Consider the following 13,711-nt stretch of genomic DNA (forward strand, 5'->3'; position numbering starts at 1 on the left):
ATGCGGTCAACAAAGGTCAGTTAGATGCAGCGACTACAGCATCAAGCAGTAAGACCGATACTTTAGGTAATAGCACTGCAACGAACTTGGGCGGTGGATCAAAATATGACAACAGCACAGGTGCAATCAGTGCGCCAAGCTACGTCACCACTAAAACAGATGGTACGACCACAACAGCGAACAACGTGGGTGATGCATTAACGAACCTCAACASTGAAGTGGTTAAACCAGTGACCTTCACGGGTAACAGTGGCACAGTTGATCGTAAACTTGGAGAGACGCTGAACATTACCGGTGGCTTAACAGGCGCAGGTTCGAACAGCAACATCAAGACAGTGATCGACGCACCAGTATTTGCAGGCAAAGTGACAGCAAATGGTTTAGATGCGAATGGCAACAAAGTTGAGAACGTAGCRGATGCGACAGCAGCAAGYGATGCRGTMAACAAAGGTCAGTTGGATAGCTTAAGTACAGGTCTTACTAATACTGGCTTTGGCTTAAAAGCAGCAGATGGCAATACAGTTAACAAGAAGTTAGGTGAAGCGGTTGAAGTTGTTGGTGCAGATAGCAACATCACTACGAAGGTTACAAATGGTCAAGTTGCGATTGAGTTAAATAAAAACCTCAATAACTTAACTGGCATTACAGTGAACGATGGAACCAATGGTACAAATGGTTCTACTGTGATCGGTAAAGATGGTATCTCAGTTAAAGATGGTTCAGGCAATACGATTGTAGGTTTAGATAACACAGCGTTGACGGTTAAAGATGGTAGTGGCAACACAGAAACTAGCATCAACAAAGCAATCAATACTCTCAATGCATCGCAAGGTGAAACTGATAAGTTTGCCGTGAAGTACGACAAGAATGCTGATGGTAGTGCAAACTATGACAACGTAACCCTTGCAGGTACAGGTGGAACCACGATCACCAACGTTAAAGCAGGCGCTATTAACGCAACATCAACTGATGCGATCAACGGTAGTCAATTGTACGATGTTGGTAATAGTCTGAAAAATGCAATTGGCGGTTTGACCACGAGAGATGCAACGACTGGTATCATTACGACAAGCAACATTGGTGGCACGGGTTCAAACACAATTGATGGTGCAATCAACAGCATTAAAGATTCAGCAACCAAAGCGAAGACCACAGTTACGGCTGGAGACAATGTTGTTGTGACTGCTGGTACCAATGCAGATGGTTCAAGTAACTATCAAGTTGCAACAGCGAAAGACGTAAACTTCGACAAAGTGACTGTAGGTAATGTTGTTGTTAATAAGGCAAGTGACACAATTGAAGGATTGAGTAATAAAGATCTTACAGCGAGTGATTTTGCGACTAAAGGTAGAGCAGCGACTGAAGAGCAATTGAAGCAAGCTGTCACGAAAAACATCACTGAAGTTGTAGATGGTAATGGCAACAAAGTGAATATTATTGATCAAGTTGTAAATACGAAACCTGACAATAAAAACCAAGATTCATTGTTCTTAACCTACGATAAGCAAGGTCAAGAAACCACAGATCGTCTGACGATTGGTCAAACAGTGCAGAAGATGAATACCGATGGTATTAAGTTCTTCCATACCAATGCCGATATGTCGAAAGGTGATTTGGGAACAACTAATGACTCAAGTGCGGGTGGTTTAAACTCTACAGCGATTGGTGTAAATGCAATTGTTGCGAGTGGCGCGGATAGTTCAGTTGCTTTAGGTCATAACACGAAAGCAAATGGCAAAGAGTCAATTGCAATTGGTTATGGTGCTGAAGCATTAGGTACACAATCAATTAGTATTGGTACTGGTAACAAAGTGAAAGGTAATCATTCTGGCGCCATTGGTGACCCGACCATTGTTGATGGTGCGAACAGTTATTCTGTGGGTAATAATAACCAAGTGCTTACAGATGATACGTTTGTACTTGGAAACAATGTGACCAAAACAGTTGCTGGTTCAGTTGTGTTAGGTAATGGCTCAGCGGCGACGACTGGTGCAGGTGTTACAGGTTATGCGTTGTCAGTTGCAACAAGTGCAGACAAAACAGCAATTAGCAATACAACATCAACAACTGGTGCAGTAGCAGTTGGTGATGCGGCAAGCGGTATTTATCGTCAAATTACTGGTGTTGCAGCGGGTAGCGCAGATGCAGATGCTGTAAACGTAGCGCAGTTAAAAGCTGTTGGTAACCAAGTTGTTACCACTCAAAACGCACTTGTAAATGGTTTGGGCGGTAATGCGAAGGTCAATGCTGACGGCACCATTACTGGACCAACTTATAATGTTGCACAAGGTAATCAGTCGAATGTCGGTGATGCATTAACAGCATTGGATAAAGCCATTGGCTCTGCGGCAACAACATCTAAAACGACTGTTTCTAATGGTCAGAATATTGTTGTGAATAAGAGCAAAAATGCTGATGGTTCAGACAACTATGAAGTATCAACAGCAAAAGATTTAACAGTTGATTCTGTGAAAGCAGGTGATACGGTTCTCAATAATGCTGGAATCTCAATTGGTAATAATGCGGTTGTGATAAACAACACAGGATTAACCATTGCCGGTGGACCAAGTGTAACGGTGGCAGGTATTAACGCGGGTAATAAAACAATTACCAACGTGGCAAATGCTGTAAATGCTACAGATGCAGTTAATAAAGGGCAGTTAGATAGCGCAATTGGCACTGTGAATAACAATGTCAATGAGCTTGCCAATAATGCCGTTAAATATGACGATGCATCAAAAGATAAGATCACACTTGGTGGTGGTACAAATGGTACAACCATTAGCAATGTAAAAGATGGTGCAGTTACTCAAGGTTCTAAAGATGCTGTAAATGGCGGTCAATTGTGGAATGTTCAGCAACAAGTTGATCAAAACTCAACGGATATCAGCAATATCAAAAATGATATTAACAATGGTAGTGTCGGCTTAGTTCAACAAGCAGGTAAGGACGCAACAGTTACAGTTGCGAAAGATACTGGTGGTACCAGTGTGAGTGTGGCGGGTAAAGATGGCAACCGCGTTGTGACAGGTGTTAAAGAGGGTGCAGTGAATGCAACATCAAAAGATGCAGTCAACGGTAGCCAATTGAATACAACCAACCAAGCAGTTGTGAATTATCTTGGCGGTGGTGCTGGTTATGACAATATTACGGGTAGCTTCACTGCACCAACTTACAATGTAGGTGACTCTAAGTATAACAATGTCGGTGGTGCAATCGATGCATTGAACCAAGCTGATCAAGCATTGAATAGCAAAATTGACAATGTCAGCAATAAGTTAGACAACGCTTTCCGTATTACCAATAACCGGATTGATGATGTTGAGAAAAAAGCCAATGCGGGTATTGCAGCAGCAATGGCACTTGAATCAGCACCATATATTCCTGGTAAATATACCTATGCTGCAGGTGCGGCATACCATGGTGGTGAGAATGCGGTAGGTGTGACCTTACGTAAAACTGCAGACAATGGACGTTGGTCGATTACAGGTGGTGTTGCGGCAGCATCTCAAGGCGACCCAAGTGTTCGTATCGGTATCAGTGGTGTAATTGACTAAATCACGAGACGAGGAAGATCGAACGGTCTTCCTTTTTCTTCGCAAATTTTTAAGAGAGAAAAAATGAAAGCATTTAACAAAAAAATTATGTTCAGTGTATTCAGTGGTCTTGTGATGTCATTGAGTCATGCAGCTGAAGTTGAAACATCAAATATCCAAGAAATTCATTTTCCTGAAGTGAAAGACAGTTATTTAAAGCAAGTGAATCGTTATGAATATGATGATGTGGCACGTTTAGATAAAGGTTTAAGCAAAGATCAGATTCGCCATGTTTTGGGGAATCCACAATTTTCTGAAGGCCTTTTTGCTGTTAAAACTTGGAACTACGTATTGGATGTTCGAGAGCCGAGCTCAAATCAATATAAACGTTGCCAGTTGCGCATAGACTTTGATAAGCACTACCGTTCAGAAAATCTATATTGGAAAGGTGAACAATGCCAAGGTCTGATGGCTTGGGGCATCAATAACCAATCCGCGACAGAACAAACGGCTCTATCCCCTACAGGTCAATCAGCCAGTGTTTTATTCTATTTTGATCATTCAGATAAAAGTGGGGTAAAAAATCCTGAAGTGATTAGCAAAATTGCCGATCAAATTAAACAAACTGATGGGAATAGCAAGATTTTTGTTGCAGGTTATACCGACCGTTTAGGTTCATTTCCGTATAACCAACGTTTATCAGCAGCGAGAGCCAATACCGTTGTAGATTTGTTGAAACAACAAGGAATTCCTGCTGATCAAATTCAATTTTCAGCAGAAAATAAAACTGACGTGTATCAGAAATGCAATGGAATGAACAAAAAAATTCAATTGGTCGAGTGTTTAGCGCCTAATCGCCGAGTAAACATCACTTGGTAAAACTGAATGCATAATCAAATAAATTCAGTTTAAAAGAAGGTGTTTATTCTTCAAATAGATTGAGCCTTATTGCATGCAAACGCCCGATGAAATTCATCGGGCGTTTTAAATTATTTACTATTCTGGTTTATTTTGAATAAATCATACATCACCAAATGATATCGATTGCCAAGTTAACCGAGCAGAAGCATCAGCAAAAAACATTTTGATTAAACAGAAATAATCTGTTTGAAAGTGAATAAACGAGGTTCGTTTAGAGAGCTTTTATAAAATAAAATTTAGTGAATTTTATTAAATGATAAATATTTTTTATTAAAAAATAAAAAATTATTCATAGAAGTTTTGTGTCTTATCCAACACGATAGCGTTATATTAAATTCTAATGTTTTATTTATCTACAAAGCTTGTTGGAATATCAATAGACACGTCTTGTTTAAAAAAAGATCATGCTCAAGATCATTGGTTATATGCTAAGTTATAGTATGATGTGTTCATATTTCGACTGATTTATTGCTATATCATCAGTTTTATTTAGCCAGAGTGAATTGATATTCATTTCAAGCTCAAACAATGTTGGAAATACAAATGCCTGACTATCGTTCAAAAACATCGACACATGGAAGAAATATGGCTGGCGCACGTGGCTTATGGCGTGCAACAGGAATGAAAGATGAAGATTTTGGTAAACCGATTATTGCGGTAGTCAACTCATTTACTCAATTTGTCCCTGGTCATGTGCATCTGAAAGACTTAGGTCAGCTGGTTGCTGAACAAATTCAAGCAGCGGGTGGCGTGGCAAAAGAATTCAATACGATTGCGGTCGATGATGGTATTGCAATGGGGCATGATGGCATGCTGTATTCATTGCCTTCGCGTGATTTGATTGCAGATTCTGTTGAATATATGGTCAATGCGCATTGTGCAGATGCCATGGTGTGTATTTCTAACTGTGACAAAATCACACCAGGAATGTTAATGGCGGCAATGCGTCTGAACATTCCTGTGGTATTTGTCTCTGGCGGCCCAATGGAAGCGGGTAAAGTTAAAATCCGTGGTACAGAACATGCGATTGATCTCGTTGATGCAATGGTGGTTGCTGCTGATGATAGTTTTACCGATGAAGAAGTAAAACAATACGAGCGTTCAGCTTGTCCAACTTGTGGTTCATGTTCAGGTATGTTTACAGCCAACTCAATGAACTGTTTGACAGAAGCCCTTGGTTTATCTTTACCGGGTAATGGTTCAACTTTAGCAACCCATGCAAATCGTCAAAAATTATTTGAAAAAGCCGGTCAATTGATTGTTAAGTTGGCAAAGCGCCATTATGAACAAGATGACTACACCATATTACCGCGTTCAATTGCGACCAAAGCATCTTATGAAAATGCGATGACGCTAGATATTGCAATGGGTGGTTCAACCAATACCGTATTGCATTTATTGGCTGCGGCACATGAAGCAGGTGTTGATTTTACCATGGACGATATTGATCGTTTATCGCGTAAAGTGCCTGTGTTGTGTAAAGTTGCGCCTGCAAAACAAGATGTCCATATGGAAGATGTCCATCGTGCAGGCGGTATCATGTCAATTCTAGGTGAATTGGATCGTGCTGGCCTATTGGATACAACAGTCTATACCGTACATGAAAATACGTTGAAAGATGCCTTAGATAAATGGGATATTATTCGTACCGAAGATCCAGAGGTTTACGAGTTTTTCCGTTCAGCACCAGGTGGTGTTCCAACTCAAACAGCATTTTCGCAAAACCGTTATTATCAAACTTTAGATGGTAACCGTGAAAAAGGTGTGATCCGTAATGCTGAACACGCATTCTCTAAAGACGGTGGTTTGGCTGTACTGTACGGAAACATCGCTGTGGACGGTTGTATTGTAAAAACTGCGGGTGTAGATGATTCGATCCTGAAATTTAATGGTACGGCTCGTGTCTTTGAAAGCCAAGATGCTGCTGTAGATTCAATTCTTGGTCATGAAATCAAAGCTGGTGATGTGGTTGTCATCCGTTATGAAGGTCCACGTGGTGGTCCGGGTATGCAAGAAATGCTTTACCCAACCAGCTATCTAAAATCGAAAGGTTTAGGTAAAGAATGTGCTTTACTTACAGATGGTCGTTTCTCTGGTGGTTCTTCAGGTCTTTCCATTGGTCACGTATCGCCAGAAGCTGCAGAGGGTGGTGTTATTGGATTGGTTGAAGATGGTGATTTGATTGAAATCGATATTCCAAATCGTACAATTCATCTCGCTGTTGATGATGCAACCTTGGCTGCACGCCGTAAAGTTCAAGACGAAAAAGGTTGGCAGCCAGCTGAAGAACGTCCACGTAAGGTTTCAAAAGCATTAAAAGCTTATGCTATGCATACCACCAGTGCGTCGAAAGGTGCGGTGCGTGAAATCTAAGCGTTAAAATAAGATTCCCAAACAAAATAAAAGCACTCATGGATTGGGTGCTTTTTATTGCATTGACCTAACGATTTAAATTTTATCGAGTTTTGGGATATTGATCATTCAGATTCAAATTGTTATAAGTTTTGTTATGACTGGTTAGAATTAATTTTCTCAGCATCACCCGTGAATGAATGGTATGCTTGAGCGAGTTTCAATCAGATTTTCTTTTATTTTTCAGTGCTTATTTCGAGGCTCTACGCATGTCACTGTTACGCCGTTGGTTTGATCCAATCCGATCGAGTTGGTTTTACCAAAAGCCGATTCGTCAAGAGGTGTTATCTACGGAACAGGGACTGAGTATTTATCTGCGTTTAGATGATGTTTATAGTTATCTTGCTGTACAGCAACTGACACAATTGGAAGATCTTTTAAGTGATGATTTAAAGCCACTTAAAGTGATTATTTCCAATACCGCAGCAGAACCCCCCAATGGCATGACTATAGAGGAATGGCGCAATTATAGTTTAGAAGACGCCAAAATCTTAGCCAATCAACATCGCTTTAGTTATGATGATGAAAAACCAGAACAACCAACTCAAGAAGCATTACAACAAGCGGAAACAATCCTTAGAAATACACCGCTGACCGGTCAAAATTTTCTTTATTTACTCGAAGATGTATTCCATATGCTGTGGCAACAGCAGTATGGCAAATTGCGCACTTTATTCGTGATGGCTAGTCAGCATCAAAAACCACAGAATTTTCCAGAACGTATTTTTGGTCAAAGCCCAATTTTAGAAAGCTATTTTGAATTTGGTGGACGTAAATATCATGCAGTGGATGATTTATTACGGCTGACTCGTCGCTTAAAACAACAAAAATTATTGATTGATAACCCTATTTTTCTGATCAATCACATTGAATGGCGTGAGCATTTGATGAGTGATGCGGAAGAGCTTGCTGAAATTCAGGCCATGCATCCTGAACTTGATTTATATATTGCCTTAGAAGACCCAATCAGTTGGTTATTATTGGCATATATCAAAGAAGAACTCGCAAATTATTATAATATTCAGTTGAACTTATTTCCGCTGAGTTATCACGGTCGGGACTTTTTTGATTGGAGTTTGGCAACCCGTCTTTCCAAGCGTTCAGAAGTGAAATTTACCCCGTTCTGTCGTCCGACTGCTGAAAGCACCTTAAATATGGCAAAGCTTTATTACAGCGTACCAGAAGAGCAACGTGTAGATGTGATGTATGACATTTTACAAGCGGTTTGGACCAAGGGGCGTGATTTATCATTCAAGCCGCATTTACAGCAAATGCAACATGATTTAGGGATTGAAAATCTAACAGATACAGATGTTGAAGCTTTATTAACAGCCAATGATCAGCAATGTGCAGAGAAGCATCAACCTGATTTTCCTGTTTTAGAATTGCGTATTGAAGGAAAGCGTTACGTTTTTAATAGCCTATATCGGGTTTGGATGATTGAAAGTATTTTTAGTAATGTGTTAGAACAGAAGTATAAAGCCGAGAATGAGTTGGAACGCGCTCAACATCATATAGAAGCACAGGATGCAGAAAAAACAGATGATTAAAAAAGAGAAATGTGAATCATTAGAACAAGTACGTGATCGAATCGATCAGTTGGATCAGGAACTGATTGAGTTGATTGCAACCCGCCAATTTTATGTTGATCAAGCTGTCAGATTTAAACGTAATGTAGACGACGTACAGTCTCCTGAGCGTGTACAACAAGTAATTAATAAAGTACGTCAGAAAGCCATAGATGTTGGTACCAACCCTGATTTGGTGGAAATGCTTTATCGGGAAATGATTCAGCACTTTATCCAAAGAGAGTTAAAAGAAATCCGTCCATAACGGTGATGTGATTTCAATTTCACCCATAAAAATATTTATTTTAGAGAACGGTATGAAAAAAATTATTTTAATCTGCATTACAACAATGTTGAGTCAGTATGCACTTGCAGAAAATTGGAAATTTATTGTCAAAGATGAGGATGGTAGTTTTTATCTAGACACCGATCGTATTGTGAAAAAAGACAAAACGGTAAATTATTGGGCTAAGTTTGTTGCTGATGCAGACAGTGAAGAACTGGATATGAAAAAAGGTGACTATACACTTTCTCATAATTTAGACCAATGTGCTGATCGTACGACAAATATCACTTTGGTTGAAGATTATAAAAAAAATGGTCAATTGATCAATAGCGATCCGCAAGATTCAGATCCAAGTGATATTGATGATGATGAAATTAATCTGGCATTTTTTAAAGTCGTGTGTAAATAGTTTCTAAATTGTTATTTATTTCAATACTTAAAGCATAATCAGCTTTAACGCAATTCAGTCTAAGCTGCTTAAAATCCCTTTTATATAAAAGGGATTTTTTTATTGATCACTGTTAATTTATGGTCATCATACTATTTTGATTTAAGGCATTAGAATTTTTAAATCAGCCCTTTATATGCCCCATTCCAATTCTGCATTTGTGATTTTATTGATGACAGATTGATATTCAAACTTTTTACATGCACACCATAATTGGATAAAATTTGAACCAAAATATTGTTTAAAGACTGCATGTTTTTCAAATAATTGCAGTGCTTCAAGCTGATGAGAGGGTAAGAAATGCCGTGAGTTGATCACTTTTACTTGTTGGATTGATTGAGGTAAATCCAGTGCTGCATGTAAGCCATGCAGTACCCCCGTCAGAATGGTTGCAACACACAAATAAGGGTTGACGTCTGCACCTGCAACACGATATTCCAAGCGTTGATTGTCCTGATCTGAACAGGGGATACGAATCGCAACATTGCGATTATTGAAGCCCCAATTGGCTTCTAGTGGAACATGATTGCCAAGTTGGAATCTGCGAAATGCGTTAATATTGGGTGCTAAAATAGCCATGGATGCGGGCATTAAGTCAAGTAAACCTGCAATCACGTTCTGCATGATGGGGTTTGGATTTTTTAACTGATCTATTTTAAAAAGATTGTCTTGCCATTGATTGCGTATGCTCATATGAAAGTGCATGCCACTGCCTGCTTTCGCCATATTTGGTTTCGCCATAAAACTGGCTTTTAAACCATGTTGCATCGCAATTTGACGAATCATTCGTTTAATACACATGATGTCATCACACAGTTTTAAAATGTTGTCACTGTGCTGAATATTCAATTCAAATTGTCCAGAAGCACTTTCAGCTACAACACCTGTTAAATCAATATCTTGTCGTTTTGCTTCTAATTCAATTTGTTGAATAACGGTTTGAAAATTATGTGGGGTATCAACATCGAAACATTGGGTAGAAAGCGGATCAGATTGGGGAGAAAACGGGGCATCTTGGATATTTTCAGACAAATAAAATTCGATTTCACCAGCCATCATTGGAAAATAGTGCATCTGATGCAGTGTCAATAAAATTCTTTTTAATATATTGCGAGGCTCAATCACACAATCTGAACCATCATCGGATTTCATGGTTAATAGCAGCTGGGCATGCTGATGGGGTTGATCTGCACAAGGCTTTAGACTGCCCAAGACGGGCATACATAAGCGATCAGGTTCACCAATATATTTCCCCAGCCCACTTTCTTCAACCACTTGACCATCCAAGCTCATCGCATAAATAGACAACGGAAAGTAACAGCCTTTCTGCAATTGATGGAGGGCATTTACTTCAATACGCTTACCGCGAAGATGACCATTGAGATCATGTAAGCAGATATCAATAAACTGGGTCTCTGGATAATCTTCTAAATATTGTTGAATTTCTTTGTTGAAATCATGCATGTCCTGATTTTCTAAGATCAGTGCTGTGGGGAATATTTTTGTAGAATTGGCAAGTGACATATTCATTGTGAATAAATCCAAATGGGGTAAAAAAATTATAGAAAGCTTGTTTGCTCTAGTAACGTAAAATGATCGTAAATTCTTTTCTTAGCTACTTAGCCAAAACACTCAACATCAAGCCTCAATCATTGCTTGAGGCTCTATCCTAAAAACAGTGATATTTCAAAACAAAGCTTTGGCGTAGCATTGCCTCAGAATATTGAGGTAAAACGACATGATGGGATTTGTAATTGGTGTATTTGCAATTGCAGGCATGATTAAAGGCACAATTGGTCTCGGCTTACCTGCCGTTTCAATGGGACTTTTAAGCCTTGTGATTAGCCCATTCCAAGCCGCAACTTTATTGATCATTCCATCTATGGTGACCAACTTTTGGCAATTGTTTGCTGAAGGTCATGTATGGCGGTTAGTTCGCCGTTTTTATCCCTTACTGTTGGGGATTATTATCGGTTCAATTTGGAGTGTTTTCCCAACTTTAGGGCACTCTAGTGGTGGTTTTCATAGTGAAGCATTACTGGGTGGAATGCTGGCATTGTATGGACTCTATGGTTTATTTTCCAAACGTATGCCAAATCTTGCACCGCATGAAAAATGGCTTTCCCCAATCATTGGATATTTAGGCGGTGCTTTAACTGTTGCCACGGGAGTGGTGGTGATTCCTGTGGTCCCTTATTTACAATCTTTGCAGTTAAAGCGTGATGATTTGGTTCAATCTCTAGGTTTAGCTTTTACCGTTTCAACATTGTGTCTTGCTGTTTTCTTACATCAAAATCCTGTTGAAGATACGCCAATTGATTATCAGTTATCTCTTATTGCTTTGGTGCCTGCATTAATAGGAATGTGGGTGGGAACAAAAATTCGTTATCGTATTCCAGAGCAAAAATTTCGTAAAGTTTTCTTCTGTGGCTTGGTGATTTTTGGCTTATATTCGGTATTGCATCAATTTGGTGTGATCTAGTCTGAGGACAAATGGTCGTGTAATGGCTCTGTCCGCACATGTGAAGCTATGACCATATTGGGTAAACTGAAAAAATCAAAGCAGATGATAGCGATTTAGTTAGTTTTAAAAATGAATATTAGCGTGGTGCTTAAGTCTTTAAGCTAAAATCAGTTTCGATTTTTGTGAAATTAAAAATTGGGCAAAGTGTTGATACGCTGTTGGAAGTTCATCAAAATTTTGAGCAGCTAATTGTAGTTGGCGTTTTGCCCATTCTCCAACCAGCTCAATTTGATCAAATGCATAGAGTTGATTGAGTCGCATTGCTGCCCGTTTGGGCATTATGGCAATGCCGACACCACTTGCAACCACTTGTGCGATCGCAGCAAAATTTGGCAATCTTAAACGATACTGAATTGCACAATTGAGCAATTTGGCTTGGTTTTCAATCGACTGCTGTAGAGAGTGATATTGCATTAAACCCACAAAGGCATAGTTCAGAGTATCGACCAGTCTGAGCTCTGTTCGCTCGCTTAATTCATGATTTGATGGACAAATCAGCACTAACGGATCATCTGAAAAGGCTAAAGTTTGTAATTGATGTGCATTAAAAAAGCTCGAAATTAAGCCGAGTTTTGCATTGCCTTTTTCAATGGTCTGAATAATTTCATTACTTTCAGCTTCCTGTAGATCAATCTGAATATGGGGGTTTTCAACTAAATACTGAGGAAGTAATAAGGGCAGATATTCACTTTGTGCAGATGAATTACACCACAAAGTCATCTGTGTGCTTAGGCCTTTTGCGAAGGGTGACATCGCTTGTTCAAGCTGTTTACTTTGTTGTATTAGACGTAAAGCCTGTTCTGCAAAAGTTTGACCTGCAATTGTGAGTTTGACCCCAGAGGCATGCCGAGTAAAAAGGCTTGTGGCATATTGTTGTTCGAGTTTTTTAATACGTTCACTGGCTGCCTGTAGTGAAATCGACGAGCGTTCTGCGCCTTTGGTGAGGCTTCCTGTGTCCACGATATTGATAAAAAGTTGCAAATCGAAGAAGTCTAGGCGCATGCGAATCATAAAGAGCTGAAATGAGATCAAAGTATAGCTGAATAATCATACAAATATGCGATATCGTGTAGATTGTTTCAACGATGAGTAAGACGAGATTTAAATTGAAACAATGAAGGCTTGATCACGACGATATCGTACGATAGTCACTGGATATTTAAAGTGCTTGTATTGGAAAATATATAGGTTTGAAACATAAGTAACTTGATTGATATTGATCATATGCCTGACTTGCTCAATTTGAGTCTAAAACGCAAACCATTTATGAAATCTCAAAATACCCTAGAAAAGATGAAAATTCTAAGCGAGCAAAAAAGTGAAAACGATTGGTTTATTAGGTGGAATGAGTTGGGAATCTACAGACTTGTACTATCAGCAGCTGAATAAAAGCGTTCAACAAAAATTAGGAAAATTACACTCTGCAAAAATTGTTTTAATCAGTGTTGATTTCGCTGAGATAGAAATATTACAGCGTCAAGGTTTATGGGACGATGCAGCACTGTATTTAACAGAGAAGGCAATTCAGTTGGAGAAAGCAGGGGCAGAAGGTATTTTACTGTGTACCAATACCATGCATAAAGTTGCTTCTGCTATTGAAAGCTCGGTCTCAGTTCCATTTATTCATATCGCTGATGCAACAGCAAAAGAAGTTTTAAATCAGAACATTGGCAAAGTCGGTTTGTTAGGTACTCAATTTACCATGGAACAAGACTTCTATAAGCATCGGTTAGAAGAACAAGGCATCAATGTACTGGTGCCTAACCAAGCGCATCGACAGATGGTTCACAATATTATTTATGATGAATTGTGTTTAGGTGTGATCAAGGAAGAATCTCGTCAGAAATACATCCATATTGTTGAGCAGCTAATATTAGAGGGTGCTGAAGGCATTATTTTGGGATGTACAGAAATTTGTATGCTCATTGGAGACACTCAGTTTTCTGTTCCGCTGTTTGATACAACGTCGATCCATGTGCAAGCTGCTGTGGATTTTACTTTGTCTTGACCTTTTTG

General features: G+C 39.3%; 9 protein-coding genes and 1 pseudogene. 8 read left to right on the plus strand and 2 right to left on the minus strand.

Annotated features, from left to right (window positions below; translation table 11 throughout):
• The 6 genes and pseudogenes from ataA to ASC84_RS17170 all read left to right on the plus strand — a co-directional run.
• Window positions 1-3,557: pseudogene (gene ataA, locus ASC84_RS17145) on the plus strand (trimeric autotransporter adhesin AtaA); the annotation flags it as partial.
• 63 nt (window positions 3,558-3,620) lie between these two features.
• Window positions 3,621-4,415, plus strand: coding sequence for an OmpA family protein (locus tag ASC84_RS17150; protein ID WP_056516986.1), 795 nt, complete (start codon window positions 3,621-3,623; stop codon window positions 4,413-4,415).
• 585 nt (window positions 4,416-5,000) lie between these two features.
• Window positions 5,001-6,830 (plus strand): dihydroxy-acid dehydratase, encoded by a 1,830-nt coding sequence (ilvD, locus tag ASC84_RS17155; RefSeq protein ID WP_056517335.1) that lies wholly within the window; start codon window positions 5,001-5,003, stop codon window positions 6,828-6,830.
• A 248-nt stretch (window positions 6,831-7,078) separates the two neighbouring features.
• Window positions 7,079-8,419 carry a hypothetical protein gene (locus ASC84_RS17160; RefSeq protein WP_004718883.1) on the plus strand — a complete coding sequence of 447 codons (1,341 nt, stop codon included), beginning with the start codon at window positions 7,079-7,081 and terminating at the stop codon, window positions 8,417-8,419.
• Window positions 8,412-8,702: a chorismate mutase gene (locus ASC84_RS17165; protein ID WP_016539541.1), complete on the plus strand. Its 291-nt coding sequence runs from the start codon at window positions 8,412-8,414 to the stop codon at window positions 8,700-8,702. The genes ASC84_RS17160 and ASC84_RS17165 overlap by 8 nt, the downstream gene beginning before the upstream one ends.
• Before the next feature lie 52 nt (window positions 8,703-8,754).
• Entirely contained in the window at window positions 8,755-9,132 is a 378-nt protein-coding gene (locus tag ASC84_RS17170; protein ID WP_004718881.1) for a surface-adhesin E family protein, read from the plus strand.
• 171 nt (window positions 9,133-9,303) lie between these two features.
• Here the strand turns inward: ASC84_RS17170 and ASC84_RS17175 are convergent, their stop codons facing one another.
• Window positions 9,304-10,701 carry a glutamine synthetase family protein gene (locus ASC84_RS17175; RefSeq protein WP_056516990.1) on the minus strand — a complete coding sequence of 466 codons (1,398 nt, stop codon included), beginning with the start codon at window positions 10,699-10,701 and terminating at the stop codon, window positions 9,304-9,306.
• A gap of 208 nt (window positions 10,702-10,909) precedes the next feature.
• On the opposite strand from ASC84_RS17175, the gene ASC84_RS17180 reads away from it, so the two are divergent.
• A complete protein-coding gene (locus ASC84_RS17180; protein WP_056516994.1) occupies window positions 10,910-11,653 on the plus strand; it encodes a sulfite exporter TauE/SafE family protein in 744 nt (247 codons plus the stop codon).
• Between the two features lie 138 nt (window positions 11,654-11,791).
• On the opposite strand, the gene ASC84_RS17185 is transcribed toward ASC84_RS17180, so the two are convergent.
• Window positions 11,792-12,697 carry a LysR family transcriptional regulator gene (locus ASC84_RS17185; protein ID WP_056516997.1) on the minus strand — a complete coding sequence of 302 codons (906 nt, stop codon included), beginning with the start codon at window positions 12,695-12,697 and terminating at the stop codon, window positions 11,792-11,794.
• A gap of 316 nt (window positions 12,698-13,013) precedes the next feature.
• On the opposite strand from ASC84_RS17185, the gene ASC84_RS17190 reads away from it, so the two are divergent.
• Window positions 13,014-13,703 carry an aspartate/glutamate racemase family protein gene (locus tag ASC84_RS17190; protein WP_056516999.1) on the plus strand — a complete coding sequence of 230 codons (690 nt, stop codon included), beginning with the start codon at window positions 13,014-13,016 and terminating at the stop codon, window positions 13,701-13,703.
• Window positions 13,704-13,711: the final 8 nt, after the last annotated feature.

The sequence above is a fragment of the Acinetobacter sp. Root1280 genome (assembly GCF_001425285.1).
In the GTDB taxonomy this organism is placed as follows: Bacteria; Pseudomonadota; Gammaproteobacteria; order Pseudomonadales; family Moraxellaceae; genus Acinetobacter; species Acinetobacter guillouiae.